Origin of the sequence: Streptomyces sp. NPDC050418, assembly GCF_044458745.1 — a bacterium.
In the GTDB taxonomy this organism is placed as follows: Bacteria; Actinomycetota; Actinomycetes; order Streptomycetales; family Streptomycetaceae; genus Streptomyces.
Genome location: NZ_JBITIG010000011.1, coordinates 216,387 through 242,615, shown reverse-complemented (window position 1 = coordinate 242,615; position 26,229 = coordinate 216,387). Strand labels below are relative to the sequence as shown.

23 protein-coding genes are annotated in these 26,229 nt (G+C 72.2%); 13 read left to right on the top strand and 10 right to left on the bottom strand.

Annotated elements, in window-relative coordinates:
- Window positions 1–9 precede the first annotated feature (9 nt).
- Together ACIBI4_RS26725 and ACIBI4_RS26720 are read left to right on the top strand one after the other, a co-directional pair.
- Window positions 10–1,743, top strand: coding sequence for an ABC transporter ATP-binding protein (locus tag ACIBI4_RS26725; protein WP_399206592.1), 1,734 nt, complete (start codon window positions 10–12; stop codon window positions 1,741–1,743).
- Window positions 1,743–3,671: an ABC transporter ATP-binding protein gene (locus ACIBI4_RS26720; protein WP_399206590.1), complete on the top strand. Its 1,929-nt coding sequence runs from the start codon at window positions 1,743–1,745 to the stop codon at window positions 3,669–3,671. The genes ACIBI4_RS26725 and ACIBI4_RS26720 overlap by 1 nt, the downstream gene beginning before the upstream one ends.
- 42 nt (window positions 3,672–3,713) lie before the next feature.
- Here ACIBI4_RS26720 and ACIBI4_RS26715 read toward each other — a convergent pair whose 3' ends face one another.
- Window positions 3,714–5,009, bottom strand: a complete 1,296-nt coding sequence (locus ACIBI4_RS26715) for an RNA polymerase sigma factor (RefSeq protein WP_399206589.1) — start codon at window positions 5,007–5,009, stop codon at window positions 3,714–3,716.
- A 148-nt stretch (window positions 5,010–5,157) separates the two neighbouring features.
- Between ACIBI4_RS26715 and ACIBI4_RS26710 the strand changes: the two genes are divergently transcribed.
- Complete coding sequence (locus ACIBI4_RS26710; RefSeq protein ID WP_399206588.1) at window positions 5,158–5,790, top strand: hypothetical protein; 633 nt, start codon at window positions 5,158–5,160, stop codon at window positions 5,788–5,790.
- The gene (locus ACIBI4_RS26705) at window positions 5,783–6,775 is read left to right on the top strand and encodes a nucleotidyl transferase AbiEii/AbiGii toxin family protein (protein WP_399206587.1); all 993 of its coding nucleotides are present in this window, start codon (window positions 5,783–5,785) and stop codon (window positions 6,773–6,775) included. The genes ACIBI4_RS26710 and ACIBI4_RS26705 overlap by 8 nt, the downstream gene beginning before the upstream one ends.
- Window positions 6,776–6,802: 27 nt before the next feature.
- Here the strand turns inward: ACIBI4_RS26705 and dnaG are convergent, their stop codons facing one another.
- The 5 genes from dnaG to ACIBI4_RS26680 all read right to left on the bottom strand — a co-directional run bounded on the left by dnaG (window position 6,803) and on the right by ACIBI4_RS26680 (window position 13,275).
- Window positions 6,803–8,701: a DNA primase gene (gene dnaG, locus ACIBI4_RS26700; RefSeq protein ID WP_399206586.1), complete on the bottom strand. Its 1,899-nt coding sequence runs from the start codon at window positions 8,699–8,701 to the stop codon at window positions 6,803–6,805.
- Window positions 8,702–8,790: 89 nt separating this feature from the next.
- Window positions 8,791–10,056: an NAD(P)/FAD-dependent oxidoreductase gene (locus tag ACIBI4_RS26695; RefSeq protein WP_399206585.1), complete on the bottom strand. Its 1,266-nt coding sequence runs from the start codon at window positions 10,054–10,056 to the stop codon at window positions 8,791–8,793.
- Between the two features lie 160 nt (window positions 10,057–10,216).
- Window positions 10,217–11,545, bottom strand: a complete 1,329-nt coding sequence (locus tag ACIBI4_RS26690) for a deoxyguanosinetriphosphate triphosphohydrolase (protein WP_399206584.1) — start codon at window positions 11,543–11,545, stop codon at window positions 10,217–10,219.
- 37 nt (window positions 11,546–11,582) lie between these two features.
- Window positions 11,583–12,437 (bottom strand): sirohydrochlorin chelatase, encoded by an 855-nt coding sequence (locus ACIBI4_RS26685; RefSeq protein WP_399206653.1) that lies wholly within the window; start codon window positions 12,435–12,437, stop codon window positions 11,583–11,585.
- A 226-nt stretch (window positions 12,438–12,663) separates the two neighbouring features.
- A complete protein-coding gene (locus tag ACIBI4_RS26680) occupies window positions 12,664–13,275 on the bottom strand; it encodes a vancomycin high temperature exclusion protein (protein ID WP_399206652.1) in 612 nt (203 codons plus the stop codon).
- Window positions 13,276–13,584: 309 nt separating this feature from the next.
- Here ACIBI4_RS26680 and ACIBI4_RS26675 point away from each other — a divergent pair, with 309 nt between their 5' ends.
- Together ACIBI4_RS26675 and ACIBI4_RS26670 are read left to right on the top strand one after the other, a co-directional pair.
- Window positions 13,585–14,352: a glucose 1-dehydrogenase gene (locus ACIBI4_RS26675; RefSeq protein ID WP_399206583.1), complete on the top strand. Its 768-nt coding sequence runs from the start codon at window positions 13,585–13,587 to the stop codon at window positions 14,350–14,352.
- Window positions 14,353–14,804: 452 nt separating this feature from the next.
- Window positions 14,805–16,946, top strand: a complete 2,142-nt coding sequence (locus ACIBI4_RS26670; RefSeq protein ID WP_399206581.1) for a molybdopterin oxidoreductase family protein — start codon at window positions 14,805–14,807, stop codon at window positions 16,944–16,946.
- Here the strand turns inward: ACIBI4_RS26670 and ACIBI4_RS26665 are convergent.
- Together ACIBI4_RS26665 and cutA are read right to left on the bottom strand one after the other, a co-directional pair.
- Complete coding sequence (locus tag ACIBI4_RS26665; RefSeq protein WP_399206580.1) at window positions 16,903–17,337, bottom strand: gamma-glutamylcyclotransferase family protein; 435 nt, start codon at window positions 17,335–17,337, stop codon at window positions 16,903–16,905. The genes ACIBI4_RS26670 and ACIBI4_RS26665 overlap by 44 nt on opposite strands.
- A complete protein-coding gene (gene cutA, locus ACIBI4_RS26660) occupies window positions 17,334–17,633 on the bottom strand; it encodes a divalent-cation tolerance protein CutA (RefSeq protein ID WP_399206651.1) in 300 nt (99 codons plus the stop codon). Before cutA ends, ACIBI4_RS26665 begins: the two co-directional genes overlap by 4 nt.
- 311 nt (window positions 17,634–17,944) lie before the next feature.
- On the opposite strand from cutA, the gene ACIBI4_RS26655 reads away from it, so the two are divergent.
- Both ACIBI4_RS26655 and ACIBI4_RS26650 read left to right on the top strand, forming a co-directional pair.
- Window positions 17,945–18,649, top strand: coding sequence for a hypothetical protein (locus ACIBI4_RS26655; protein ID WP_399206579.1), 705 nt, complete (start codon window positions 17,945–17,947; stop codon window positions 18,647–18,649).
- The gene (locus tag ACIBI4_RS26650) at window positions 18,646–19,971 is read left to right on the top strand and encodes an ATP-binding protein (RefSeq protein ID WP_399206578.1); all 1,326 of its coding nucleotides are present in this window, start codon (window positions 18,646–18,648) and stop codon (window positions 19,969–19,971) included. The genes ACIBI4_RS26655 and ACIBI4_RS26650 overlap by 4 nt, the downstream gene beginning before the upstream one ends.
- 82 nt (window positions 19,972–20,053) lie before the next feature.
- Here ACIBI4_RS26650 and ACIBI4_RS26645 read toward each other — a convergent pair whose 3' ends face one another.
- Window positions 20,054–20,686, bottom strand: coding sequence for an NADPH-dependent FMN reductase (locus ACIBI4_RS26645; protein ID WP_399206577.1), 633 nt, complete (start codon window positions 20,684–20,686; stop codon window positions 20,054–20,056).
- Window positions 20,687–20,790: 104 nt separating this feature from the next.
- On the opposite strand from ACIBI4_RS26645, the gene ACIBI4_RS26640 reads away from it, so the two are divergent.
- From ACIBI4_RS26640 to ACIBI4_RS26630, 3 genes are all read left to right on the top strand, one after another.
- The gene (locus ACIBI4_RS26640) at window positions 20,791–21,576 is read left to right on the top strand and encodes an aminotransferase class IV (RefSeq protein ID WP_399206576.1); all 786 of its coding nucleotides are present in this window, start codon (window positions 20,791–20,793) and stop codon (window positions 21,574–21,576) included.
- 242 nt (window positions 21,577–21,818) lie between these two features.
- Window positions 21,819–22,346, top strand: a complete 528-nt coding sequence (locus tag ACIBI4_RS26635; RefSeq protein ID WP_399206575.1) for a hypothetical protein — start codon at window positions 21,819–21,821, stop codon at window positions 22,344–22,346.
- A 207-nt stretch (window positions 22,347–22,553) separates the two neighbouring features.
- Window positions 22,554–23,162 carry a class F sortase gene (locus tag ACIBI4_RS26630; RefSeq protein WP_399206650.1) on the top strand — a complete coding sequence of 203 codons (609 nt, stop codon included), beginning with the start codon at window positions 22,554–22,556 and terminating at the stop codon, window positions 23,160–23,162.
- A 30-nt stretch (window positions 23,163–23,192) separates the two neighbouring features.
- Here ACIBI4_RS26630 and ACIBI4_RS26625 read toward each other — a convergent pair whose 3' ends face one another.
- Entirely contained in the window at window positions 23,193–23,975 is a 783-nt protein-coding gene (locus tag ACIBI4_RS26625; protein WP_399206574.1) for a sulfite exporter TauE/SafE family protein, read from the bottom strand.
- 206 nt (window positions 23,976–24,181) lie between these two features.
- Between ACIBI4_RS26625 and ACIBI4_RS26620 the strand changes: the two genes are divergently transcribed.
- Together ACIBI4_RS26620 and ACIBI4_RS26615 are read left to right on the top strand one after the other, a co-directional pair.
- The gene (locus ACIBI4_RS26620) at window positions 24,182–25,222 is read left to right on the top strand and encodes a D-alanyl-D-alanine carboxypeptidase family protein (protein WP_399206573.1); all 1,041 of its coding nucleotides are present in this window, start codon (window positions 24,182–24,184) and stop codon (window positions 25,220–25,222) included.
- A 65-nt stretch (window positions 25,223–25,287) separates the two neighbouring features.
- Window positions 25,288–26,217 (top strand): endonuclease/exonuclease/phosphatase family protein, encoded by a 930-nt coding sequence (locus ACIBI4_RS26615; RefSeq protein ID WP_399206649.1) that lies wholly within the window; start codon window positions 25,288–25,290, stop codon window positions 26,215–26,217.
- Window positions 26,218–26,229: the final 12 nt, after the last annotated feature.

The window sequence follows — 26,229 nt, the reverse complement described above, 5'->3', positions numbered from 1 at the left end:
AGGTATCGCGTGCTCATACGACTCCTGCGGGAACATCTCGCGCCGTACAAGAAACCCATAGCAATCCTGGTGCTGCTGCAGTTCCTGCAGACCTGCGCCACGCTCTACCTGCCCACCCTGAACGCGGACATCATTGACAACGGTGTCGTGAAGGGGGACACGGGCTACATCCTCGCCTTCGGTGCCCTGATGATCGGGATCACCGTCGTGCAGGTGGTGTGCAACATCGGCGCCGTCTTCTACGGCGCACGGACCGCCGCGGCGCTCGGCCGTGACGTACGGGCCGCGATCTTCGACCGCGTGCAGTCGTTCTCGGCCCGTGAGGTCGGGCACTTCGGGGCGCCCTCGCTGATCACCCGTACGACAAATGACGTCCAGCAGGTGCAGATGCTGGTCCTGATGGCGTTCACGCTGATGGCCTCCGCGCCCATCATGTGCGTCGGCGGCATCGTGATGGCGCTCAGCCTCGACGTACCGCTGTCCGGGATCCTCGTCGCGGTCGTGCCGGTGCTCGGTATCGCGGTCTCGCTGATCGTGCGCAGGCTGCGCCCGCTGTTCCGCACCATGCAGGTGCGGCTCGACACGGTGAACCGGGTGCTGCGCGAGCAGATCACCGGCAACCGTGTGATCAGGGCCTTCGTGAAGGACGACTACGAGAAGGACCGTTTCAGGAAGGCCAACGAGGATCTGACCGAGGTCTCGCTGGGGACCGGGCGGCTGCTCGCGCTGATGTTCCCGATCGTGATGACGGTCGTGAACATCTCGTCGATCGCCGTGGTCTGGTTCGGTGCGCACCGTATCGACAGCGGCGGGATGCAGATCGGTGCGCTGACCGCGTTCCTCGCGTATCTGATGCAGATCGTGATGAGCGTGATGATGGCCACGTTCATGTTCATGATGGTGCCGCGCGCCGAGGTCTGTGCCGAGCGTATCGAGGAGGTGCTCGACACCGAGTCGAGCGTCGTGCCGCCGAAGGATCCGGTGCGGGAGCTGCGGGCGCACGGGCATCTGGAGATCCGGGACGCGGGCTTCCGCTACCCGGGTGCCGAGGAGCCGGTACTCAAGGCCGTCTCGCTGGTCGCGCGGCCCGGTGAGGTGACCGCGGTGATCGGGTCGACGGGCTCGGGGAAGTCGACGCTGCTCGGGCTTGTACCGCGGCTGTACGACGCGACCGAGGGCCAGGTCCTGGTCGACGGCGTGGACGTGGACACGCTGGAGCCGCAGCTGCTCGCGCGGACCGTCGGGCTCGTACCGCAGAAGCCGTATCTGTTCTCCGGGACCGTGGCGACGAATCTGCGGTACGGGAATCCGGACGCGACCGACGAGCAGCTGTGGCACGCGCTCGAGGTGGCGCAGGCCGCCGACTTCGTGCGGGAGCTGGAGAACGGGCTCAACGCGCCCATCGCGCAGGGCGGTACGAACGTCTCCGGTGGTCAGCGGCAGCGGCTCGCGATCGCGCGCACCCTGGTGCAGCGGCCGGAGATCTATCTCTTCGACGACTCGTTCTCGGCGCTCGACTACGCGACGGACGCGGCGCTGCGGGCGGCGCTCGCGCGCGAGACCTCCGAGGCGACCGTCGTGATCGTCGCCCAGCGGGTGTCGACCATCCGTGACGCCGACCGGATCCTGGTCCTCGACGAGGGCCGGGTCGTCGGGGTCGGGCGGCATGAGGAACTGATGCAGGACAACGGGACGTACCGGGAAATCGTCCTTTCCCAGCTCACGGAAGCGGAGGCTGCCTGATGGCGGGGCCGGCAGGGCGGATGATGGCCGGTGGCGGGCCCGATCAGCGCTCCATGGACTTCAAGAAGTCGGGCAAGCGGCTGATCGCGCAGTTCAGGCCCGAGCGCTACACGATGTACGCGATGATCACGGCGGTCACGCTGAGCGTGGGCCTGTCCGTGGTGGGTCCGAAGATCCTCGGGCACGCCACCGACCTGATCTTCGGCGGGATCGTCGGGCGGGACATGCCCGCGGGTGCCACCAAGGCCGAGGTCCTGCAGCAGATGCGGGACGCCGGTGACGGGCGGCAGGCGGACATGCTGTCCGGGATGGACTTCACGCCCGGTCAGGGCATCGACTTCGACGCGGTGGGCGAGACGCTGCTGCTCGCGCTGACGGTGTTCCTGATCGCCGGTGCGCTGATGGCGGTGGCGACCCGCCTGGTCAACCGGGCCGTGAACATGACGGTCTACCGGATGCGCGAGGATCTCCAGGCGAAGCTGTCGCGGCTTCCGCTGTCGTACTTCGACAAGCGGCAGCGCGGCGAGGTGCTGAGCCGGGCGACCAATGACATCGACAACATCGGTCAGACGCTGCAGCAGACCATGGGGCAGCTGGTGAACTCGCTGCTCACCATCGTCGGTGTCCTGGTGATGATGTTCTGGATCTCGCCACTGCTCGCGCTGGTGGCGCTGATCACCGTGCCGCTGTCGTTCTTCGTGGCGACGAAGGTCGGCAAGCGCTCGCAGCCGCACTTCGTGCAGCAGTGGAAGTCGACGGGCAAGGTCAACGCGCACGTCGAGGAGATGTACACCGGGCACAACCTGGTGAAGGTCTTCGGGCGGCAGGACGAGTCGGCGCAGCAGTTCGCGGAGCAGAACGAGGCGCTGTACGAGGCCTCGTTCAAGGCGCAGTTCAACAGCGGGGCCATGCAGCCGCTGATGTTCTTCATCTCCAACCTGAACTACGTGCTCGTCGCCGTGGTCGGCGGTCTGCGGGTGGCATCGGGTGCGCTGTCGATCGGTGACGTGCAGGCGTTCATCCAGTACTCGCGCCAGTTCTCGATGCCGCTGACGCAGGTCGCGTCGATGGCGAACCTGGTGCAGTCGGGTGTGGCCTCGGCCGAGCGGATCTTCGAACTCCTCGACGCCGACGAGCAGTCGGTGGACCCGCAGCCGGCCGAGCGTCCGGACGTGCTGCGCGGCGAGGTCTCCTTCGAGGACGTGGCCTTCCGGTACGAGGAGGACAAGCCGCTCATCGAGGACCTGTCCCTCACGGTGGAGCCCGGGCACACGGTCGCGATCGTCGGTCCGACCGGCGCGGGCAAGACGACGCTGGTGAATCTGCTGCTGCGGTTCTACGACGTCACCGGCGGGCGCATCACGCTCGACGGCGTGGACATCGCGAAGATGTCCCGCGACGAACTCCGGTCCGGGATAGGGATGGTGCTCCAGGACACCTGGCTGTTCGGCGGCACGATCGCGGAGAACATCGCCTACGGGGCCGCGAAGGATGTCACGCGGGACGAGATCGAGGACGCGGCCCGCGCTGCGCACGCCGACCGGTTCATCCGGACGCTGCCCGACGGCTACGACACGGTGATCGACGACGAGGGCACGGGGGTGAGCGCCGGTGAGAAGCAGCTGATCACCATCGCGCGGGCCTTCCTGTCCGACCCGGTGATCCTGGTGCTCGACGAGGCCACCAGCTCCGTCGACACCCGTACCGAGGTGCTGATCCAGAAGGCGATGGCGCGCCTCGCGCACGGCCGTACGTCCTTCGTGATCGCGCACCGGCTCTCCACGATCCGGGACGCGGACACGATCCTGGTGATGGAGAACGGCTCGATCGTCGAACAGGGCACGCACGACGCCCTGTTGGCGGCAGGCGGTGCGTACGCGCGGCTGTACAAGGCGCAGTTCGCCGAGGCCGTCGTCGAGGTGGAGTAGGACCTGGCAGGTGGGCGCTCCCGCACGGGGGCGCCCACCGCATCAGTCCAGATAGCCCCTGAGCTGGTCCGCGAAGGCGTGGTCGCGCAGCTTGTTGAGGGTCTTCGACTCGATCTGGCGGATCCGTTCACGGGTCACGCCGAAGATGCGGCCGATCTCCTCCAGGGTGCGCGGACGGCCGTCCGCGAGGCCGTAGCGCAGCTGCACCACCTTGCGTTCGCGCTCGCCGAGCGTGGAGAGCACGGCCTCGAGGTGTTCGCGAAGAAGCAGGAACGCGGCGGATTCGACGGGCGAGGCCGCGTCGCCGTCCTCGATCAGATCGCCGAGCGCGACATCGTCCTCCTCGCCCACCGGGGCATGCAGGGACACGGGCTCCTGCGCGAGCCGCAGGACCTCGCTGACCCGCTCCTCCGGCAGGTCGAGATGGCCCGCGACCTCCTGCGGCGTGGGCTCGTACCCGCGTTCCTGCAGCATGCGGCGCTGCACGCGGACGACCCGGTTGATCAGCTCGACCACATGCACCGGCACCCGTATGGTCCGGGCCTGGTCGGCGAGAGCGCGGGACATGGCCTGGCGGATCCACCAGGTCGCGTACGTCGAGAACTTGTAGCCGCGCGCGTAGTCGAACTTCTCGACTGCCCTGATCAGGCCCAGGTTTCCCTCCTGGACGAGATCCAGCATGGTCAGCCCGCGGCCCACGTACCGCTTGGCGACCGAGACGACGAGGCGGAGGTTCGCCTCGATGAGCCGGCGCTTCGCCATCCGGCCCATGACGACCAGCTTGTCGAGGTCAAGGGCGAGCTGGGTGTCCAGGTCAGGGGTGTTGGCGAGCTTCTCCTCGGCGAAGAGCCCGGCCTCGACGCGCCGTGCGAGCTCGACCTCCTCGGCCGCGGTGAGCAGCGGGATCCTGCCGATCTCGCGTAAGTACTGACGGAACAGGTCGGACGAGGGGCCGCTGGTGTCGGCGCGTGCGGGGCGCCGTTCGGGCGGCTCGGGCAGCTCCGCGGGCTCGGCCTCGTCCGTGGCCTGCGGTTTCGTGGCGGGGCGGCCCTGCGCGGGGACGGCGTCGAGCAGGTCGGAAGCGGGGTCCGCGGCGGCCTGGGTGCCGTTCTGCGCACCGGAGTTGGCGGACGGGGCGGCCTTGCTCAACGTCTGGGTCTGGGTCTGCACCGGGGCGACCTCCAGGGTGATCGCGGCCGCTCGGGGGATTCGCGGCAGCGGTACGGCGGGGACTGGACCGGCGGCCAAGCCGCCGTGCGTCCCGTGATCTGTGAGCGGATCCGCGGGGGTTTCGGGCCCACGCCCGGTGGTCCTGCCGCGCTCCGAGGACTCAGGCACCGCACCCAGTGTGGAGTACGACACATCCCCGCCACGAGGGGCGTGCGGTGACTTTTTGAGTCCGGTCCGTGACCGGTCGGTTACCCGCAGAACAAACTCGTATGCCGGTTCGGTCCGGCTCTGTCAGGATCGAACGGTGTACGAGCCCATGTCCGGGCCGGCTCTGTCCGGTCCCCCAACTGCCCTGTACGAAGCGCATGTCACCGTGCGGTGCGCCGGTGCCGGGGAGCTGGCGCGGTTCGAGCGGTGGGCGGCGCGGGAGGGTCTGAAGGCGACGCACATCGTGCTCGCCCGTGGCCGGATGTGCTCGCAGCCGATGCTCACGCTGCGCGAAAGCGACGGTTTCGCCGCACAGTTGGCGGCCGCGCGGGAGGTCGCGGGGCGGTTGCGGGCGGCGGGCCTCGATCCCGTACGCATCAAGGTGGAGTCGACGCCCTGGGCGCCGGAAGTGCCCGCTCTGCCCACGGGACGTGAGCACTTCGAGCATCATGTGAAGCTGCTCCTCGACGCGGACACGGACCGCGCCGCGCTCACCCGGGTGGCGCTCGCGCACGGGGCGCACCTGTCGTGGAACGCGCGGCGGGTGCGGTCCTGCGGGCGGCACGAGCGGTTCGTGACGCAGCGGTGCTTCGGGGTGCCGCGCGCGGCGGCGGAGCAGGCGCTGGGCGCGCTGCTCGCGGATCTCGCGCGGTACGACGTGCTGTCCGTGGAGCGGGAGTTCGTGCTGTACGACAGCGATCTGACGGTGGACGACGGGTGGATCAGGGGCGGGCATGAGTAAGGCGTGGCGCAGATTCAGCTGGGGCGACATCCATCATGTTCCGAGCGAGGAGCTGACCGAGGAGGAGCGCACGGACCTCGATCTGCCGCGCACGCTGCTGCCCTCGGACAGCCGGGTGATCCAACAGGCCGTGTTCGAGCCCGCGTTCAAGCATCTCGACCGGGCCTTCCGCGCGCTCGCCCCCGCGTTCATGGACGAGGAGGAGGCCGCCGCGTGGCGTGCCGCCCGGCAGCGGGCGCAGCACACGGTCCTCGCCTCGATCGCCGCCTCCCCGTGGGCGGACGCCCTCGTGCTGCGCGGCAGTGTGCTGCTGCCCGTGTGGCTGGGTGAGCAGGCGCGGGAGCCGGGCGACCTCGACTTCGTGGTGGTGCCCGAGGACTGGGGTCTCGAGCAGGGCCGCACCGAACGGATGCTGGAGGGCATCGCGGAGGCCGCGCAGCGTACGGCCGAGGAGCAGGGCGGCCCGCTGCGGATCACGGCGCGGGACGCGGTCGTCGAGCAGATCTGGGCGTATGACCGGGTGCCGGGCCTGCGGATGATGCTGCCGTGGTCCGTGCCCGAAATGCCGGGCGGGCAGGTGCAGTTGGACTTCGTCTTCAACGAGAAGCTGGCCGTCGCTCCCGAGCCCGTACGCCTGCCGGGCGATGTGGTCGTCCAGGCGGCGACGCCCGCGCTGTCCCTCGCGTGGAAGGTGATGTGGCTGGTCAGCGATTCGTACCCGCAGGGCAAGGACCTGTACGACGCGGTGCTGCTCGCCGAGCGCCATCCGCTGCCGTGGCCGCTGCTCGACACGGTGTTCCGGCTCGCGGAGGCGGAGCCGTATCCGCAGCGCACGGTCCGGATGGCGGATGTGGAGGCGATCAGGGAGTACGTGGAGTGGCCCGACTTCCGGCGCGAGTACCCGCAGCTCGGGCCGGACGGCAATCCGTACGTCGACCGGCTGCTCGTCGCGCTGGCGCCGACCTTCCTGGACGCGCCCGCCTGAGACGCGCCCGCCTGAGGAGGCCGGTCGTCACAGCGCCCCGGGGCCGCGGTCCTGGAGGTCCCGGTTGTAGCGCTGGAGCACCATCAACTCCTCCTGCACGGCCGCGTACCGGGCCGGATCCGCATGCTGGCCGAGGCGGGCGAGCGAGCCCTGCACATCGCGGATGCGGCGGTCGACCGCGCGGCGGCGCACCCACACCAGCTGCTCCCCCGCATACGCCTCGTCGACGGTGCGGCGCAGGATCGCCTCGACCGCCAGCTCGGTGACCATCGCGCGCACACCGTCGTCCGGCGCCGCCTCACGGACCCGGACGAGATACTCCTGCGGACCCTGCGCCCCGTACTCGGCGCCGCCCGCCTCCAGGATCGCCTGGCGCACGGCGGCGTACGGCGGGGCGGTGAACTCGTCGACCCCGTACGCGTCGAAGGCCGGGGAGACCAGCTCGGGGCGCTGCAGGGCGAGCTTGAGCAGCTCGCGTTCGGTGGCGTAGGCGGGGTTGCGCAGGTTGAGGGGCGCGCCGGACGGCGTACGGGGCTGTGGCTCCTCGTACGAAGGCTGGGGACGCCGGTCGTTCTGCGGCCGTCCGCCCTTGTCCCGGGCCCAGCGGGCGAGCTGGGCGACGCGCTTGACGACGAACTGCGTGTCGAGGATGCCGAGCATCCCGGCCAGCTGCACCGCGACCTCGTGCTGCGCCCCGGTGTTCTTGATCCGGGCGACGACGGGCGCGGCCTCGTCGAGCGCGGAGGCGCGCCCTGCCGGGGTCTCCAGGTCGTAGCGCGAGACGATCTGGCGCAGCGCGAACTCGAAGAGCGGGGTGCGGGGCTGGACCAGGTCCGCCACCGCGTCGTCGCCCTTCGCCAGCCGCAGGTCGCAGGGGTCCATGCCGTCGGGGGCGATGGCGATGAAGGTCTCGGCGGCGAACTTCTGGTCGTCCTCGAAGGCGCGCAGGGCGGCCTTCTGACCGGCCGCGTCACCGTCGAAGGTGAAGATCACGCGCGCCGAGCCGTTGTCCATGAGGAGGCGGCGCAGGATCTTGATGTGGTCGCTGCCGAAGGCGGTGCCACAGGTGGCGATGGCGGTCGTCACCCCGGCGAGGTGGCAGGCCATGACATCCGTGTAGCCCTCGACGACCACCGCGCGCGACGACTTCGCGATGTCCTTCTTCGCGAGGTCGATCCCGTACAGGACCTGGGACTTCTTGTAGATCGCGGTCTCGGGGGTGTTGAGGTACTTCGGCCCGTTGTCGTCCTCGCGCAGCCTGCGCGCGCCGAAGCCGACGACCTCGCCGCCGATGTCGCGGATCGGCCACATCAGACGGCCGCGGAAGCGGTCGATGGGGCCGCGGCGGCCGTCCTGCGAGAGGCCGGAGGTGATCAGCTCCTTGTCGGAGAAGCCCTTGCCGCGCAGATAGCGGGTGAGGTGGTCCCAGCCCGCCGGGCTGTAGCCCACGGAGAAGTGCTCGGCGGCGGCCTGGTCGAAGCCGCGCTCCGCGAGGAAGACCCGGCCGGTCTCGGCCTCGGGGCTGGTGGCCAGCTGCTCCTGGTAGAACTGCGCGGCGATCTTGTGGGCCTCGATGAGGCGGATGCGCTCGCCGCGCTGATGCGACGGGTTGTACCCGCCCTCCTCGTAACGCAGCGTGATGCCCGCCTGGCCGGCGAGACGCTCGACCGCCTCCGAGAAGGTGAGGTGGTCGATCTTCATCACGAACGTGATGGTGTCGCCGCCCTCCTGGCAGCCGAAGCAGTGGAAGAACCCCTTGCTCGGGCTGACCTGGAAGGACGGCGACTTCTCGTCATGGAAGGGGCAGAGCCCCTTGAGGTTTCCGCCGCCCGCATTGCGCAGCTGCAGATACTCGGACACCACGGCGTCGATCGGGACCGCGTCCCGTACCGCCTTCACGTCCTCGTCATTGATCCTGCCTGCCACGCATGAAGTCTACGGGTCGCCTGTGACAGTCCCGGCCGGTGCCTCGCAGACCTCCGGCCGGTGCCTCGCAGACCTCCGGACGGTACCTCTCAGTCCCCCAGAAGTGACTCCAGGGGGACCGTCGGGTCCGCGAGGCGTTCCTGGTCCGGGCGGACGCCGGTGCGGATGAGCTGCTGAATGTGGTCCGTCACATCCCATACGTTCACATTCATCCCGGCCAGGACGCGTCCCTCGGACATCCAGAACGCGATGAACTCCCGCTTCACCGCGTCCCCGCGGATCAGCACCTGGTCGTACGAGCCCGGGGGCGCCCAGCCCGAGTACTCGAGGCCCATGTCGTACTGGTCGGAGAAGAAGTAGGGGACACGGTCGTACGCCACCGTCTGTCCGAGCATCGCGCGGGCGGCGGCCGGGCCGCCGTTGAGCGCGTTGGCCCAGTGCTCGACGCGCAAGCGGGTGTTCAGGAGCGGGTGCTGGGCGGCGGCCACGTCACCGGCCGCGTAGATGTCCGGGTCGGAGGTGCGCAGCGAGGCGTCGACCGCGATGCCGCCGCCGTGCGAGCGGTCGACGAGGGCGAGCCCGGCGGCTTCCGCCAGGGCGGTGCGCGGCGCGGCGCCGATCGCGGCGAGCACCGCGTGCGCCGGGTGCTCGTCGCCGTCGTCGGTGCGGGCCGCCAGGACCAGGCCGTCCTGGCCGACGATCTCCGTGAGCTTCGCGCCGAAGTGGAAGCGCACCCCGTGCTCGCTGTGCATCTGCGTGAACACACCGCCCAGCTCGGGGCCGAGGACGCTGTGCAGCGGGGTCGGCTCGGGCTCCACGATGGTGACCTCGGCGCCGAAGCCCCGGGCCGCGGCGGCCACTTCGAGGCCGATCCAGCCGGCGCCCGCGATCACCAGATGCCCGTTGTCCCGGCCGAGCGCGCCGAGGACGCCCTTGAGGCGTTCGGCGTGGGCGAGGCGGCGCAGGTGGTGGACGCCGGTGAGGTCGGTGCCGGGGATGTCGAGGCGGCGCGGCTCGGCGCCGGTGGCGAGCAGCAGCTTGTCGTAGCCGACGACGGTGCCGTCGCCGAGGCGGACCTCGTGCCGCTCGCGGTCGACGGCGACGACGGGCTGGCCGAGGTGCAGCTCGACGTCGGCCTGCGCGTACCAGGCGGGTTCGTGGACGAAGACGCTCTCGCGCTCGTCCTTGCCGATCAGGAACCCTTTGGACAGGGGCGGACGCTCGTACGGCCGGTCGCGTTCGTCGCAGAGCAGTATCACCCGCCCGGTGAACCCTTCGGCGCGGAGGGTCTCGGCCGCCTTCGCTCCGGCGAGACCGCCTCCGACGATGACGAACGTCTGATCCGCGTCGACCACTTGGTGCCTCCTGTATCTGTGCGTATTGCTCATGGGAGCGTCCCGCACGGAGCGTGAGGGGGGAAGGGGGCATGACCCGATCAGGCCGGTATTCGTCACTCCGGGTGTGCGCGGGGCGCGATGGAGCATGCTCGGGGCATAGTCGCGGCGGGTGTGGAGTTCAGGAGCGCGGAGCAGTGAGCCGTGCGTGCAGGGAGCGGGCCGAGGCGTCGGTGAGCGCGGCGATCTGGTCGACGATCACGCGGGAGCGGGCCCGGTCGTCGGCGGCCGTGTCGAACAGGGCGCGGAACTGCGGGTCGAGTCCCTCGGGGGCGCGGGCGGTCAGCGCTGCGGCCAGTTCGGCGATCACCACGCGCTGGTCGGCGCGGAGCCGCTCCTGCTCGTCGCGCTGCATCACATAGCGGTCGGCGACGGCCTTCAACACGGCGCATTCGTAGCGGGTTTCCTCCGGTACGACGAGCTCGGCGCCGTAGCGCGTCAGCCGGCCCGGGCCGTACCGCTCGCGTGTGGCGCCCTCGGCGGCCAGACAGAAACGGCCGATCAGCTGGCTGGTGGCGTCCTTGAGCCGGGCTTGCGCGACCGCACTGCCGTCGTAGCCGTGCGGCCACCACTCCTGGTCGAGCAGCCGGTCGAGGGCGGCGGCCAGCGCGTGCGGATCGGTGTCCTCGGGCACGTACCGGCCGATGGCCACCTCGAAGACGGCCTGCCGTTCGGGTTCGGCGTGCAGGCAGTTGGGGTCGATATGACCGGCGTGCAGTCCGTCCTCGACGTCGTGCACGGAGTACGCGACGTCGTCCGACCAGTCCATGACCTGCGCCTCGAAGCAGGTCCGCCGGCCCGGCGCCTCCTTGCGGACCCACTCGAAGACGGGCAGGTCGTCGTCGTACACGCCGAACTTCGACGAGGCGGGGTCGGTGGGGTGGGCGCCGCGCGGCCACGGGTACTTGGTGGCGGCGTCGAGGGCTGCGCGGGTGAGGTTGAGGCCGACGCTCACCAGGTCGTCGGAGCCCGGCGGGTGGACGAAGCGCTTGGGCTCGATGCGGGTGAGCAGGCGCAGGGACTGGGCGTTGCCCTCGAAGCCGCCGCAGTCCGCGGCGAATTCGTTGAGGGCCTGCTCGCCGTTGTGACCGAACGGGGGGTGGCCCATGTCGTGCGCCAGGCAGGCGGTCTCGACCAGGTCGGGGTCGCAGCCGAGCGCGGCGCCGAGTTCGCGGCCGACCTGGGCGCATTCGAGCGAGTGCGTCAGACGGGTGCGGGGGCTCGCGTCCCAGGCCTGGTTGCGGGTGCCCGGGGTGACCACCTGTGTCTTGCCCGCGAGGCGGCGCAGCGCCGCCGAGTGCAGGACGCGGGCGCGGTCGCGCTGGAAGGCGGTGCGGCCGGGGCGCTTGTCGGGCTCGGGGGCCCAGCGCTCCAGGGCGGCATCCTCGTAGCCGGGGGGTGTGCTGCGGGATTCATGCGGGACGGATGTGTGCGGGTCGCTGCCTTCCATGGCTCGACAGTAGCCCGAGTGTCCCGCCGGCCAGGGGTTACGCCGGGACCAGCCGGAGGTGGCCGGTGGGGGCGTGGGCGGAGACGTCCGCGGAAGTGTGCGCGGCGTGCAGGGCCTGGTCGTAGCGGTGCAGGAGGAGGCGGGCGACCGCGGGGTGGGTGCCGAGCGGGGCCGAGGCGATCCACGGGGCGGCCTGCGCGGCCTGGGCGGCGAAGCGGCCGGGGGCCGTGAAGCAGGACGCGATGGCGACGCGGTGCCGGCCGCGGGCCGCGAGGGCGCGGACGGCCGCGGGGACGGCGGGGGCCGCGGCGCAGGCGTAGGCGGCGACGACCGGGACGCCGAGGCGTTCGGCGAGACGGGCCGCGGTCCTGCGGGTGCCGGCCGCCGACTCCGGGTCGCGCGAGCCGGCCGCGGCGAGGACGACACCGCTGCCGCGCCGGATCCGCTCGGTCATCCCCTGCTCGCCGGGCCAGCCCGCCTCGACGAGGCGGTCGTACAGCGCCTCGATCAGCAGCGGATGCTCGCCGAGCGGTGCGGCGATCCGGGTGTGCAGGGAGGTGCCGCGGGCGGCGGACGGCAGATCGTGCTTGACGTGGAAGCCGCGGGCCAGGAGCAGCGGTACGAGGACGGCCTCGGTGGTGCCTTCGCGGGCGAGGGCGTCGAGGGTCTCGGGCAGCAGCGGCTCGTCGATCTCGATGTGCCCGAGCCGCACCGTCAGACCGGGCCGCTGCTCCCTGATCCGCTCGCGCAGCGCCTTCACGGTGGCGAGGGTGCGGGGGTCGCGGCTGCCGTGGCCCACCAAAACCAGGGCGGGCGCAGGTGCGGGGTGCGGACGGCCGTCGAGGCCGACGTGGCTGAGGCGGGTGCCGAGTTCGGCGGTGATGCGGTGCATCAGCTGGGCGGTGGTGGCGAGGGGGGTGGGGTCGGTGAGGGGGGTGGGGTCGGCGGCGGTGAGTGCGGTGGGGTCGGCGGCGGTGAGTGGGCTGCCTTTGGGCGGAGGCGTCATACGTCAAGGGTGGTGGGCGCAGATTGCAGGGTCGTTGCGTGGCGGTGACGGGTGGTTTCGGGGCGTTCACCGGTGAGCCCGGTGGGGGTGCCGGTGACGGGCGGGCGGACCGTCAGCGGCGCGTGCTCAGCGCCCGCCGCACCCCGTCCTCCCGCTCCCCGAGGAACCGCGGATCGCGCCCGAGCGCCGCGTCGCCCGCCCCCTTGCCCGAGGCGAGCAGCTCCCGTACGCCGCCGAAGTACCAGGTCGCGTCGTGCGGCTCGGCGACCGAGACCCCGTACGACGCGACGCCGGCGCGCTCGCACAGCGCGACGGCCCGGCGGATGTGGAAGCCCTGGCTGATCAGCACGGCCCGGTCCAGCCCGAAGATCTTCTTCGCGCGCACGCACGAGTCCCAGGTGTCGAAGCCCGCGTAGTCGCTGACGATCCGCCGGTCCGGCACGCCGTGCTCCGTCAGATAGCGCCGCATCGCGTCCGGCTCGTCGTACTCCGCCCTGCTGTTGTCCCCGGTGACAAGGACGACCTCGATGCGCCCGGCCCGGTACAGCTCCGCCGCCGCGTCCAGCCGGTGCGCCAGATACGGCGACGGCTCCCCGTCCCACAGTCCGGCCCCGAACACCACCGCCACCGGCGTCTTCGGTGCCCCCGCGACGTCACCGACGCGGCCGGCCGCCGCCGCGTGCATCCACGTGGACGGCAGCAGCGCCAGCACACAGCCCAGCATCAGCCCCTGTACGGCCCGCCGCTGCCCGCGCCGCGTCCGCAACGCCTTCAGCGCCCGCGACCGGGCCCGGGCTGCCCGCAGCCGTCCCTGCACAGCCCGCACCACACCACTCACGCGCCCGGCTCCCGGCACCCGCACGTCCACCCCCGTCATCCCGTCTGCCCATTGGTCACGCCTGGCACCGCACCCCCGGTTCCCGTCGCGGCGCTGACAACGTGGCCGGTGGCTGCGACACTGGCACGACCCGATCGATATGACTAAAAGTCATATGGCGAGTCTGCCGTCGGGGTCGAAACGGAGGTGTGCGCAATGGCTGCGGAACTGAGCGGCAAGGTCGTGATCGTGACGGGGGGCGCGCGGGGGCTCGGTGCCGCCATGGGCCGGGAGATCGTGGAGGGGGGCGGCAAGGTGCTGCTCACCGACGTCCTGGAGAAGGAAGGCGCCGAGACGGCTGCCGCGCTCGGGGACGCCGCGCGGTTCCACCGGCACGACGTCACCAGCGAAGAGGACTGGGCGGCGGTGTTCGCGTACGCCGTGGCCGAGTTCGGGCGGGTCGACGGGCTCGTCAACAACGCCGGGGTCGGGGCGGGCGAGATGCTCGAGAGCGAGACCGTGGCGCACTTCCGGCGGGTGATCGACATCAACCTCGTCGGGGTGTTCATCGGGGTTCACACCGCGATTCCGGTGCTGCGGGAGTACGGGGGTGGGTCGATCGTGAATATCTCGTCGGCGGCCGGGCTCATGGGGCTGGCGCTCACGGCTGGGTACGGGGCGTCGAAGTGGGGGGTGCGTGGGCTGTCGAAGATTGCCGCGGTGGAGTTGGCGGAGGGGCGGATTCGGGTCAACTCGGTGCATCCCGGGATGACGTACACGCCGATGGTGGAGGCGGTTGGGGTGAAGCCCGGGGAAGGGGGGTATCCGGGGGCTCCGATGGGGCGGGTCGGTGTGCCGGAGGAGATTGCTTCGGCGGTTGGGTTCTTGCTGTCGGATGCGGCGGCGTATGTGACGGGGGCGGAGCTGGCGGTTGATGGTGGGTGGACTGCGGGGCCGACGGTTCGGACGCTTACGGGGCGCTGAACCCAGGGGTTGATGTCACGGGGGCTCCGCCCCCGGGCCCCCGCTGGGGCTGCTGCCCCAGACCCCGCCTGTTTTGGGTGCCGGCTTCGTCTGCGGCTATCAGGCCGCCGTACATGCGTCCGGTTTCGTTTCGGGTGCGGGGCCGCAGCGGGGTACGTGCTCGCTGGGGCGCGGGCGGGACATGCTCTCAACGGTTGGGGTAAGCGTGGGGAGGCGCCCCGACTGCGCGCGCACCCCGCTACGGCCCCTCCCGTTTCGTATGCGGCTTCAGGCCGGTGGGGCTTCCGATGCGGCTTTCGGTCCGGAGGGGCTTCCACCTCAGGAGAGGGGAACGTGCCGCCCACCCCCACCCCCACCCCTCACCACCCCACCCCCCACCCACTGAGCCCGCCGTACCGCGCGTGTAACGCGAGGTGGGGCGGGGTGTAACAAGGGGGCCGCAGGCTGGGGGTATGTCGAGTTCTGCTGGGGTTTCCGGGGTTGTTCCTACGCACTGTCCGTACTGCGCGCTGCAGTGCGGGATGGGGCTGCGGGGCGATGGGGAGCGGGTGGAGGTCGTGGCCCGGGAGGGGTTCGGGGTCAATAAGGGTGCGTTGTGCGGGAAGGGGCAGAGCGCGCCCGCGCTGTTGCGGCGAGGGGTGCGGTTGACCGAGCCGCTTGTCAGGGATGCGGGGAGTGGGGAGCTTGTTCCCGCTGGTTGGGATGACGCTCTGGGGCTGATCGCGGAGCGGCTCGGCGGGGTGCGGGACGTGTACGGGGCCGACGCTCTCGGGGTGTTCGGGGGCGGAGGGCTGACCAATGAGAAGGCTTACTCCCTGGGGAAGTTCGCGCGCGTCGTGCTCGGGACCTCGCAGATCGATTACAACGGGCGGTTCTGTATGTCGTCCGCGGCGGCGGCCGGGCGGAAGGCGTTCGGGGTCGACCGGGGGCTGCCGTTTCCCTTGGAGGACATTCCGAAGACCGGGTGCGTGATCCTCGTCGGGTCGAATCTCGCCGAGACGATGCCGCCCGCTCTGCGGTACTTCAGTGAGTTGAGGGCGAACGGTGGGACGCTGATCGTTGTTGATCCGCGGCGCACGAAGACCGCCGAGCAGGCGGATCTGCATCTCGCGCCCCGGCCGGGGACCGATCTGGCGCTCGCGCTCGGGATGTTGCATCTCGTGGTGACGCAGGGGCACACCGACGAGGGGTTCATCCGGGAGAGGACCAGTGGCTGGGAGGGGGCGCGTGCCGCCGTCATGGCGCACTGGCCCGAGCTCGTGGAGCGGATCACCGGGGTGCCGGTGCCTCAGTTGCGGCAGGCCGTCGAGATGTTCTGTGCGCCCGAGCACGCGATGGTGCTGACGGCGCGCGGGCCCGAGCAGCAGGCCAAGGGGACCGACACGGTCGGCGCGTGGATCAATCTGTGTCTGGCGACCGGGCGGGCCGGGCGGCCGCTGTCCGGGTACGGGTGTCTGACCGGGCAGGGCAACGGTCAGGGCGGGCGCGAACACGGGCAGAAGGCCGATCAGTTGCCGGGGTACCGGGATCTCACCGATCCGGCGGCCCGCGCCCATGTCGCCGAGGTGTGGGGGGTCGATCCTGAGTCGCTGCCGGGGCCGGGGCGCAGTGCGTATGAGCTGCTCGACGCGCTGGGCGGGGATATCAAGGCGTTGTTGCTGATGGCGTCCAATCCGGTGGTGTCGGCGCCGCGCGCGGCCCATGTGGAGGAACGGCTGCGGTCGTTGGAGTTCCTGGCCGTGGCCGATGTCGTGCTCTCGGAGACCGCGGCTCTCGCGGATGTGGTGCTGCCGGTGACGCAGTGGGCCGAGGAGACGGGCACGCTCACCAATCTGGAGGGGCGGGTGCTGTTGCGGCGGCAGGCGGTGACGGCTCCGGAGGGTGTGCGCAGTGATCTGCAGGTGGTGAGTGAGCTCGCGGCGCGGCTTGGGGTCGAGAAGGGGTTCCCCGCTGAACCCGAGGAGGTTTTCGAGGAGCTGCGGCGGGCGAGTGCCGGGGGTGCGGCGGATTACTCCGGGATCACGTATCGGCGGCTCGTCGAGGAGGACGGGGTGTTCTGGCCCTGTCCGGAGGGGGCAGGGGACGGTGCCGTCTCGGGGGGCGGCATCGCTTCCGAGGGGGCGCCGCATCCGGGGACGCCGCGGCTCTTCCTCGACCGTTTCGCCACCCCCGACGGCCGCGCCCGCTTCGCGGAGGTGACGCACCGGCCGGCCGCCGAGGAGACCGATGCCGAGTATCCGGTGGTCCTGACGACGGGGCGGGTGCTCGCGCAGTACCAGTCGGGGGCCCAGACCCGTCGGGTGCCGGAGCTCAACGCGGCGGCACCGGGGCCGTTCGTCCAGTTGCATCCGCGGCTCGCGGAGCGGATCGGGGTCGTCGAGGGCGAACTCGTGACGGTGGTCTCGCGCCGGGGCAGGGCCGTGGCCCCGGCGCGGATCACCTCCACGATCCGGGCGGACACGGTGTTCATGCCGTTCCACTGGGCCGGTGAGGGCCGGGCCAACACGCTCACCAATCCGGCACTCGACCCCACCTCCCGTATGCCGGAGTTCAAGGTGTGCGCGGTCCGCCTGGAGGCAGCGGGCTCCGTCTGAGCCAGTCGCCGCCCGGCAGCACCCGCCCGCTCGCGCGCAGCCGCGCCGCGACGGCGGGGGCCGCCACGTACACCCAGGCCTGTACGGGACCCGCGGCGGTCCGCACCGAACGGGCCACGCGCTCGTAGTCGTTGTGCGGATCGCCGGGGACGTAGTCCTCCAACCGGTCGAGCAGGGCGAGCAGTTGGGGGTACGAGGACGGGGTGGGGGTGATCAGGTCGCCGTGGACCGTTCCCTCGCCCTCGATCGCGTACGGGTAGCCGGGGCCGTCGTACAGGAGCGCGCCCTGCCAGTGCGCGGGCTCCGTGGCGGCCGTATGCCCTTCGAGGCAGCGGCGGTAGTTGTACTCGCCGGGGCGCAGCGTCCCGTACACGAAGAACGGGAGTCTCACGGGGTGGTCTCCCGGCGCACCCAGTCCAGATAGGCCGCGCTGCCCGCCGCGACGGGGGTGGCGATGATCTCGGGGGTGTCGTAGTCGTGCACCTCCTGGAGCCACTCCTGGAGGAGCGGGTAGCGCTCCGCCGTCGTCTTGAAGACGATCCGCCACTCCTCGGACGTCTCGATCTTCCCCTCCCAGCGGTACACCGAGGTGACGGGCGCGGAGATCTGCGCGCAGGCCGCGAGGCGCGCGTCGACCGCGCCGCGGGCGAGCAGTTGCGCCTTGAGGGCGGCGTCCGTCGTCGTCAGGACGGTCCATACGCCCGAGCTGCCGCCGGACGGATCCGGGGTGCCCTCTCCCTTGCCGCCGGTCGCCACGTTCGTGTCCACGCCCACCGTCCCTACCTGCCTCTCGTCCGGGCTTCCACCCGGGCCGTCAGGACCAAAGTCCCGAATCGTCGCCATTCGTCACCACTAGGGCCGACTGTTACATAACAGGCCGTTTCCCGTGATGCGCGCCCCTTACCGTTCCATTGTGGTGGCCGGCCCCTCGCCGAATCCCCGGCATCCCCCGGCCGGCCGCCTCCCCTCCCCTGGACCCGCTCACCTGGACCCGCGCCATGAACTCCCGTTCCCGCACGCCGCTCGCGGCACTCGTCTGCGCCGTGCTCGGCGTGGCGCTGCTCGCGGGCTGCGGGGATCCGAACGGGCTCGACCGGGGCACCCACGCGCCCGCCGTCGCGGAGCAGCCGCGGCCCGAGGCGGTGTGGCCGGCCTGGTCGAAGGCGCTGCCGAAGACCCCGGGCGACGGGGCGGCGAGCCAGGAGGCGCCGTCCGCCCTCAAGGGGGTCGCGGTGCCCGAGAGCGGTCTCGCGAAGGTGGCGGTACGTGATGTGCTGCGCGCGGATCCGGACATGCGCGGGTACGCGCGGCTGCGGGACCTCACGGGGCCGGGGCGGGCCGGGATCCGGCCGCCGCGGCTCGCGGATCTGACCGGGGACGGCAGGAAGGACCTGGTCGTCGCGGTCGACACCGTGTCCGGGCGGACCGTCGTCGCCGTCTACACCGCGCGCGACGGCAAGGCGTACCGGATCCTGCGCTCGGGCGGGCAGCGGCTGTGCGTCGAGACGCTCGGCGGCGATCTGCTGCTGCGCACACCGAAGGACGGCGGCGAGAACGCGGTGCGCTACCACTGGAACGGGGTGCTGCTCGCGGCCCTCAGCGACACGACGACGTACCCGCGCAACCAGTCCGCGGCGACGCCCGCACCGCAGCGCACCCGGGACCACCGCAGTTGCGCCGAGGACGGCGGGGCGGGCGGATGACCGGCCGCGGCACGGCGGGCCGCGTGCGCCGGGCACCCGCCCGGCGGCTGCGCGCCCGGCTCAACGGCCTCGGGCTGCGCTGGAAGATCGCCGCGCTGCTCGCCGGCGGCTGCGCCCTGGTGGCGCTCGCGATCGGCGGTCTGATCCATCACGCGCGGTACGAGCAGGTGGCGGGGCAGGCCCGCGACAACGCGACCGCCGAGCTCATCCGCGTACGCAAGGTGTACGTGGCGACGGGCAGTGTCGATCACGAGGACTCCGCGGCCGCGATCGACTCCCCCGGGCTGCCGTCCGCCCTGCGCAAGGCGGCGCTCACGCAGCGCCGGACCACGTATCTGGAGCTGGACGCGGAGCATCCGGTGGTGTGGGCGGCGCGTCCGGTGGGCGCGCGGTCGGTGCTCTCCGTGCGGCTGCCGCTGGACGAGGCGCGGCACGAACTGAGCGACCTGGACGGCCAGTTGATCGCCTGGGGCACGGTTGTCGTGGCGCTGGCCGCGGTCGGCGGGCTGGCGCTGGCGAGCCGGGTGAGCCGCGACCTGCGGACGGCCGCGGCCACGGCCCGGCGGATCAGCGGGGGCGATCTGGACGCCCGGATCAATCACCCGCGCCCGCCCCGTACGAAGGACGAGGTCGCCGAACTGGCCTGTGCCGTCGACACGATGGCCACCACGCTGCAGCAGCGCCTGGAGGCCGAGCAGCGGTTCACGGCCGATGTGGCGCATGAACTGCGCACCCCGCTGACCGGTCTGCACACGGCCGCCGAGCTGCTGCCGCCGGGCCGGCCCACGGAGCTCGTACGCGACCGGGTGTCCGCGCTGCGCACGCTCACCGAGGATCTGCTGGAAGTGGCGCGGCTCGACGCGCGGATCGAGCAGCCGGATCTGGAGGTGCATCCGCTGGGCCCGCTGGTGGGGAAGCTGCTGCGACGGGCCGCTTTCGAGGGGGAGGTGAAGGGGTGCTCCGACGCGCTCGTACGGACGGACGCACGCCGGCTCGAACGGATCCTGGCCAATCTGATCGTCAACGCGCGGCGGCACGGTGCCGAGCCGGTCGAGGTCGAAGTGACGGGCACCTCGGTGACCGTCCGCGACCACGGCCCCGGCTTCCCCGGCCGTCTGCTCACCGAGGGCCCGCAGCGCTTCCTGACCGGCGCCGAGGAGCGCGGCCAGGGCACGGGGCTCGGCCTGACGATCGCGCTCGGGCAGGCGGAAGTGATGGGGGCGCGGGTGGAGTTGAGCAATGGGGAGGGCGGCGGGGCGCTGGCGACCGTCACCCTCCCCGAAGGTAGGTCCTGTCTGGAGTCCACCGTCGTCCGCGCGTAGCGCGGGCGCAGCGGCGTTCGGTGCGTGCGATCGGCGTGCGGTGCCGGGCGTCGGGGCGCAGGCGGTGGACTCCAGACAGGACCTAGTAAGGGCGCCGCTCCTTGGCCTCGCGCATGGCGAGGGCCCACCACGTCACGCGGTCGAGCAGGACCTTCGCCGCGGCGTCGCAGGCCGTCGGTTCGCGGTGGCGGCCGTCCTCGCCGAAAGCGCCGTGGGCGTTGTGGAAGGAGACGGTGTCGCGGACGGTGACGGCGTGCAATTCGGCGAAGACCGCGCGGAGTTGCTCGACCGCGCGCAGTCCGCCGGAGACGCCTCCGTACGAGACGAAGCCGACGGGCTTGGCCTGCCACTCGGTGAAGTGCCAGTCGATCAGGTTCTTGAGGGCGGCGGGGAACGAGTGGTTGTACTCGGGCGTGAGCACGACGAACGCGTCCGCGCCGGCCAGCTTGGGCGTGACGGCGGCGAGTTGCTCCTGCACCTCGGCGGAGGGGCGGTGGGACAGGGCGGTGGGCAGGTCGTGGTCGGCCAGGTCCACGACCTCGACGTCCAGGTCGGCGCGGGTGCGGGCATGGGCCAGGAACCATTCGGCGATCACGGGACCGAAGCGGCCGTGGCGGTTGGATCCGATCACCACGGCCAGCTTCACCGGGGCGGGGCTTGTGGCGGGGGCCGGGAGGGGGACGGGCAGGGCTGCGGGTTCAGCGACGGTTGTCATGGGAAGCAGCCTGATACCTCAACCAACCTTGAGGTCAAGCGGGTCCGGGCGGGCGGTCCGCAACGCCCTGGCCGGAGGGTCCGGCGCCCCCGTACCGTTCCCGCATGACCCCACTCCCCCTCCTGCGCGTCGAGATCGACGGCCGCCCCGCCGACACCGCGTCCCTGCTGCACCCCGCGACGGCCGGCTTCGGGCACTTCACCGCGCTGCAGGTGCGCGGCGGCGCCACCCGCGGGCTCGCGCTGCATCTGGAGCGGCTGCGGGCGGCGACGTACGAACTGTGGGGGCGCGAGCTCGACGGTGCGCGGGTGCGTGAGCTGATCCGGCACGCGCTCGGGGACACGTATCCGGACGCCTCGGTGCGGGTCCATGTGTACTGCCCGGAGGGCGAGCCGACCGTGATGGTCACGGTGCGCGGGCCGCAGCGGATGGACCCGGCGCCGCAGGCGCTGCAGTCCGTCGCCTACCGGCGGCCCGCCGCGCATCTCAAGCACCTCGGCGGGTTCGGGCAGGCGTACTACGGGCAGCGGGCGCGGGCCGCCGGGTTCGACGAGGCGCTGCTCGTCGAGGACGACGGGACGGTGCTCGAAGGCGCCGTCACCAACATCGGCTTCGTCGACGAGGAGGGGGCCGTCGTCTGGCCGCAGGGGCCGTCGCTCGCGGGCACCACGATGCAGCTGATCGCGCCGCGCCTCGCCGCCGCCGGGCTCGCCTCGCGCCGCGCGCGTGTGACGCTCGACGGGCTCGGCGCCTTCCGCGCCGCCTTCGTCACCAACTCGCAGGGCATCGCCCCCGTCCACCGCGTCGACACCACCTCCTTCGCCGGGGACGGGAAGCTGATGCGGCGGCTCGACGAGGTGTACGCGTCCGTGCCCTGGGACACCGTCTGAGCGACGGCCGGCGTGGCGTCACCCATTCACAGGCGCGGCACCCGATCGTTCCCGCCGCCCGTGCGTACGGCGATGACCTGCTGGAACTCCGCGCGTGCGGGCCCCGGTCGCGCGACACCCCGCCGATCCGGCGCGCGGTCGACAGGCGTACGGCGCCGAGTGCCACTTTCCTCGTACGCGAGGGCGCGACCGAGACGACGGCACAGGGGGTGCCGCGGGCCGCGCGCTGCCGGAGGAAGCACATGCGCATCGCCGCCACCCGTCTGCTCGCCGCATCCGCACTCGCCCTGTCGGCCACCGTGGTGGCGTCGCCCGCCCTCGCGGAGGAGAGCACGGGCACCGGGTCGCTCGAGCTGTACCCGACGAACGTCACACCGGGTGAGACGGTCACCGCGAACACCCCGTCCTGCGGCACCAGCGGCACCGCGGCCGGTGACGCGAGCGCCGTCGGCGCGGGCGGCTTCAAGCTGAAACCGACCACGCACGCGCAGGACGCGGTGGGCGCGTTCACCGTCCCGAACTCGGCCTCCCCCGGCACGTACGCGATCAACGCGAAGTGCGCGGGCGGCGCGGAGGTCTCCGGCGACCTGGTCGTGACGCTCACCGCGGCCCATCAGCAGGTCGCGCCCAAGGGACATGTGAAGACGGGGGTCGGCGGCGCACTCGGCCCCGATCCCGTGCAGACCGCGGCGGGTGTGGCGGCGCTGGCCGTCGCCGCCGCGGGCGGTACCTGGCTCCTGCATCGCCGGGCGAGAGGCGACGGGATCTGACGGACACCTCCGCTGTCCAACCGGTACCGCCGTCCCCGCCCCCTCCGCCGACGCGACCGCACGCGCCGCGGAGGGGGACGCGGGACGCGGCCGACGAACCCTTGAGGGGGCACGATGCCGGATCCCGCGGGAACGGGCGAGCAGCACGCGGCGGGGCGCAGGGGTGAGGACGCGGCCCGTGCGCGGGTGCGACGCCGGACTCTGAACATGGCGATAGCCGCGGTGAGTGGCTTCGCGCTCGTCTGCGGTGTGTGGCTGCTGCAGCACAACACAGCGAGCGCACCCCCGCCGCAGCCCTCCGCCGCGCAGGCCGCCGACGGTGGCGGGGCTCCCGCGCGGGAGGCCGGCGCCCCCGCGCTGCCGCCGTCCCCGCCGACGCGGATAACGATTCCCGCACTCAAGGTCGACGTGCCGTTGACCGGCCTCGGCCTCAACCCGGACGGCAGCCTGGAGGCGCCGCCCTCCGAACGCCGTGACCTCGCCGGCTGGTACGAGTCCGGTACGACGCCGGGCGACCGCGGTACCGCGGTCGTCGCCGGCCATGTCGACAACGCCGAGGGTCCCTCGGTCTTCTACGCGCTCGGCGCCCTGCAGAAGGGGATGCCGATCGAGATCCGCCGTACCGACGGGCAGACCGCCGTGTTCACGATCGACGCCGTCGAGGTCTACGACAGCCGCGCCTTCCCGGACGACAAGGTCTACGGCGCCGCGAAGCGCCCCGAGCTCCGGGTGATCACCTGCGGCGGCGGCTACTCGAAGAAGACCGGCTACCTGGGCAATGTCGTGGTCTTCGCCCATCTCACGGGCGTGCGCTAGGAGTGTCCGGCGGATGGGTCCGCAGGCGCTCTACTTGAGCCACTGCTCGTACGCCATCGTCCCCACCAGCGCGAACACGACGACGAGCAGCACGATCCGGACGAAGCCGCTGCCCTTCTTGAGCGCGGTGCGCGCCCCGAGCGTGCCGCCCGCGAGGTTGAAGACGGCCATCAGGGCGGCCAGTTGCCACAGGACGGCGCCCTGCCAGGCGAAGATCCCGAGGGCGCCCGCGTTGGTGCAGACGTTGGCGATCTTCGCGGTGGCGGAGGCGCGGACGAGGTCGAGGCCGAGGACGGCGGTCAGGGCGAGCACCAGGAAGGTGCCGGTGCCCGGTCCGATGAGGCCGTCGTAGAAGCCGATGCCGAGGCCGGCGATCCCGATCGCCGCGAGGATCTGCCGCCGCGTGGCGGGACCGGTGGCGGGCGCGGAGCCGAAGGACGGCTTGAGGATCACGAACGCGGCGACACCGAGCAGCACCACCATCACGACCGGCTTGAGCACCTCGGTGCTCATCCCGGCGGCGAGCGTCGCGCCGCCGACGGATCCGGCGAGCGCGGCGAGTCCGATACGGACCGCCGTCGTGACGTCGATCGGTGTCCTGCGGACGTACGTGACGGCCGCACCGGTCGTCCCGACGATCGCCACGGCCTTGTTGGTGCCGAGGGCCGTGGTCGCGTGCGTCCCCGCGGGCAGCCCGAGGAGCAGCGCGGGAAGCAGCAGCAGTCCGCCCCCTCCCACCACCGCGTCGATCCAGCCGGCCGCCGCGGCGGCGAGGCAGAGCAGGACGATGACGGTGAGGGGTATGTCGGGCATGCGGTGACCCTAGGTCACCGGGTACGTGGCCCCTGCACCGGGTTGGCGGAAGGCGTCCTGCCCGCGGAACCGGCCGATACACAGCTGCAACACACCCGCAGGGCGGCGGTAGTTCCGCCCTGACCGGTCTGCAGCGCCGCCCCGTGAGCCTGGCGACGTACCCGGGAGGACCGGTGTACGCAGGCCGGATCCGGGAGGCGGTTGCTGTGCAGGGGAACGCGGGCGGCGGGAACGCGGGGGACGACAACGCTGGGGCCGCGAGCGCGGGAAGGCTGCGGCGGGGTGTGCTGTGGGGGCTCGCGGGCGCGCTGATCGTCGTCGGGACGGGCGGGTTCCTGGTCCTGCCGGACGACGGTCACGGCGCGGCCGCCCGCGCGGACGCCGTCGCGGGGATGCGCCGGGCGCCGGGCGGCGTCGCGGACGGGCTCGGGCTGCCGTGGCCCGCCGAGGGGCAGTCGGCCGTGGCGGTGGAGGGCGTCGGGGTGCTCGGCACGTCGGGTCCGCGCGAGCCGGTGCCGATCGCGAGCGTGACGAAGGTGATGACCGCGTACGTGATCCTGCGGGACCACCCGCTGCAGGACGGCGAGGACGGACCGCTGATCGAGGTCGACGCGCAGGCCGCGGACGAGGCGCTGTCGCGGGACGAGTCCAGCGCGCCGGTCCTGCGGGGCCAGCGGCTGTCGCAGCGCAAGCTGCTCGAACTCCTGCTGCTGCCGTCCGGCAACAACGTGGCCCGGCTGCTTGCCCGCTGGGACGCGGACACCCAGGAGCGCTTCGTCGCGAAGATGAACGCGGCCGCGGACCGGCTGAAGATGAAGGACACCACGTACACCGGCGCGAGCGGCTTCGAGTCCTCCACCCGCTCGACCGCCGCGGACCAGCTGATCCTGGCCCGCGAGGCGATGCGCGACCCCGTGCTGCGGGCGACGGTGGGGCTGCGCAGCACCGAACTGCCCGGCCGTGCGGCGCCGTTGTCCAACACCAACGAGCTGCTCGACCGGCCCGGCGTGGTCGGTCTGAAGACAGGGTCGAGCACGCCCGCCGGCGGCAATGTCATGTGGGCCCTCGAGGTCCCGGAACGCCCGGGCGGCGGGACCAGGCGTCTCGTGTACGGCGTCGTGCTCGGGCAGCGGTCGGGGCAGCCGCCCGCCGTGGGACTGCGGGCCGCGTTCGACGGCAGCGGGCGGCTGATCGACACGCTGGCGGCGAAGCTGCCGCGGGCGCTGGCGCGGCAGGGGCTGTCGTGAGCGGGGTCGGGCTCCTGGACGCGGACCGCGTCGCGTCGGCCGAAGCGGCCGCCCCGCCAACGCCCCTGTGGAGACGCGCACGGGGCCGGGTGCTCGCCGTCGCCGCCCTGCTCTGGGCGCTCCTGATCCTCACGCTCCCCCACGCCCCCGGCGGCTGGGGCAACCTCGGCAGCCTGGCGCAGACCCTGCTGCCGTGGACCGGACTGGGTGTCCTGATGCTGCTCGCGGGCGCCGCCCTGCGCCGGTCCACGCTCGCCGCCGTCGCCGTCCTGGTGCCGGCCGTGGTGTGGTCGGCGCTCTTCGCCGGTGCGCTCGGCGACAAGCGTGGGGCGGGGCCCGTCGATCTGACGGTGGTCAGCCACAACGTGAGCGAGACGAACACCGCGCCGTCGAGGACCGCGCGGGCGCTGGCCGCGTCGGGCGCCGACGTGGTGGCGCTGCAGGAGATGCCGCGGTCGGGCGCGGGTTCGCGGGCGTACGCACGCGAGCTGGCCGCCCGCTTCCCGTACTCCGCGGTGAAGGAGGGCGTCGGGCTGTGGAGCCGCTACCCGCTGCGGGACGTGGCGCCGGTGGAGATCCTGCCGTGGCCGCGCGCCCTGCGCGCCACGGTCGCCACGCCGAAGGGCCCGGTGGCCGTGTACGTGGCGCATCTGGCGTCGGTGCGGGTGCTGCCGAGCGTCGGGTTCGCCACCCGCAGCCGCAACGAGTCCGCCGTGAAGCTCGCCGAGGCCGTACGGTCCGAGCGGCTCGCCCGTGTCGTCGTGGCGGGCGATCTCAACGGGTCGGCGGACGACTCGGCGCTGGACCCGCTGACCGGGCAGCTGCGCTCGGCGCAGGCCGCGGCGGGGGCCGGGTTCGGTCTCAGCTGGCCCGCGGCGTTCCCGGCGGTCCGCATCGACCACGTTCTCGTACGGGGTGTGACGCCCGTGTCCGCGTGGACCCTGCCCTCGACCGGCAGCGACCATCTGCCGGTCGCGGCCTCCCTGCGGTGGTGAGCGCGGTGGAGC

Excerpts from the sequence above, each read along its gene's own strand:
- ACIBI4_RS26720 (WP_399206590.1), top strand. The coding sequence starts at position 1,743 with ATGGCGGGGCCGGCAGGGCGGATGATGGCCGGTGGCGGGCCCGATCAG.
- ACIBI4_RS26710 (WP_399206588.1), top strand. The coding sequence starts at position 5,158 with ATGTCCGGGCCGGCTCTGTCCGGTCCCCCAACTGCCCTGTACGAAGCG.
- ACIBI4_RS26705 (WP_399206587.1), top strand. The coding sequence starts at position 5,783 with ATGAGTAAGGCGTGGCGCAGATTCAGCTGGGGCGACATCCATCATGTT.
- ACIBI4_RS26690 (WP_399206584.1), bottom strand. The coding sequence starts at position 11,545 with ATGGAAGGCAGCGACCCGCACACATCCGTCCCGCATGAATCCCGCAGC.
- ACIBI4_RS26685 (WP_399206653.1), bottom strand. The coding sequence starts at position 12,437 with ATGCACCGCATCACCGCCGAACTCGGCACCCGCCTCAGCCACGTCGGC.
- ACIBI4_RS26680 (WP_399206652.1), bottom strand. The coding sequence starts at position 13,275 with ATGCTGGGCTGTGTGCTGGCGCTGCTGCCGTCCACGTGGATGCACGCG.
- ACIBI4_RS26675 (WP_399206583.1), top strand. The coding sequence starts at position 13,585 with ATGGCTGCGGAACTGAGCGGCAAGGTCGTGATCGTGACGGGGGGCGCG.
- ACIBI4_RS26670 (WP_399206581.1), top strand. The coding sequence starts at position 14,805 with ATGTCGAGTTCTGCTGGGGTTTCCGGGGTTGTTCCTACGCACTGTCCG.
- ACIBI4_RS26655 (WP_399206579.1), top strand. The coding sequence starts at position 17,945 with ATGAACTCCCGTTCCCGCACGCCGCTCGCGGCACTCGTCTGCGCCGTG.
- ACIBI4_RS26650 (WP_399206578.1), top strand. The coding sequence starts at position 18,646 with ATGACCGGCCGCGGCACGGCGGGCCGCGTGCGCCGGGCACCCGCCCGG.
- ACIBI4_RS26645 (WP_399206577.1), bottom strand. The coding sequence starts at position 20,686 with ATGACAACCGTCGCTGAACCCGCAGCCCTGCCCGTCCCCCTCCCGGCC.
- ACIBI4_RS26640 (WP_399206576.1), top strand. The coding sequence starts at position 20,791 with ATGACCCCACTCCCCCTCCTGCGCGTCGAGATCGACGGCCGCCCCGCC.
- ACIBI4_RS26635 (WP_399206575.1), top strand. The coding sequence starts at position 21,819 with ATGCGCATCGCCGCCACCCGTCTGCTCGCCGCATCCGCACTCGCCCTG.
- ACIBI4_RS26630 (WP_399206650.1), top strand. The coding sequence starts at position 22,554 with ATGGCGATAGCCGCGGTGAGTGGCTTCGCGCTCGTCTGCGGTGTGTGG.
- ACIBI4_RS26625 (WP_399206574.1), bottom strand. The coding sequence starts at position 23,975 with ATGCCCGACATACCCCTCACCGTCATCGTCCTGCTCTGCCTCGCCGCC.